Source organism: Pseudomonas pudica (assembly GCF_015680405.1).
GTDB lineage: Bacteria > Pseudomonadota > Gammaproteobacteria > Pseudomonadales > Pseudomonadaceae > Aquipseudomonas > Aquipseudomonas pudica.
Genome location: NZ_JADLJS010000128.1, coordinates 1 through 232, shown reverse-complemented (window position 1 = coordinate 232; position 232 = coordinate 1). Strand labels below are relative to the sequence as shown.

The 232-nt window shown below is 50.9% G+C and carries 1 rRNA gene; it reads right to left on the bottom strand.

Annotated features, from left to right (window positions below):
- A 5S ribosomal RNA gene (rrf, locus tag IRZ77_RS26775) occupies window positions 1-82 on the bottom strand; the annotation flags it as partial.
- Between the last annotated feature and the right edge of the window lie 150 nt (window positions 83-232).

Genomic DNA, 232 nt, shown 5'->3' with positions numbered 1-232 from the left:
CCACACTACCATCGGCGATGCATCGTTTCACTGCTGAGTTCGGGATGGGATCAGGTGGTTCCAATGCTCTATGGTCGTCAAGAAATTCTGTGTGCTGGCCCGTCCTTCGGACGTGCCTGCGAATCTCTGTAGTTCCTACTTAAAGACAAAACCCCTACCTGCATGTGCAGATAGGGGTTTTGCGAAATGAATCTTGACGATGACCTACTCTCACATGGGGAAACCCCACACT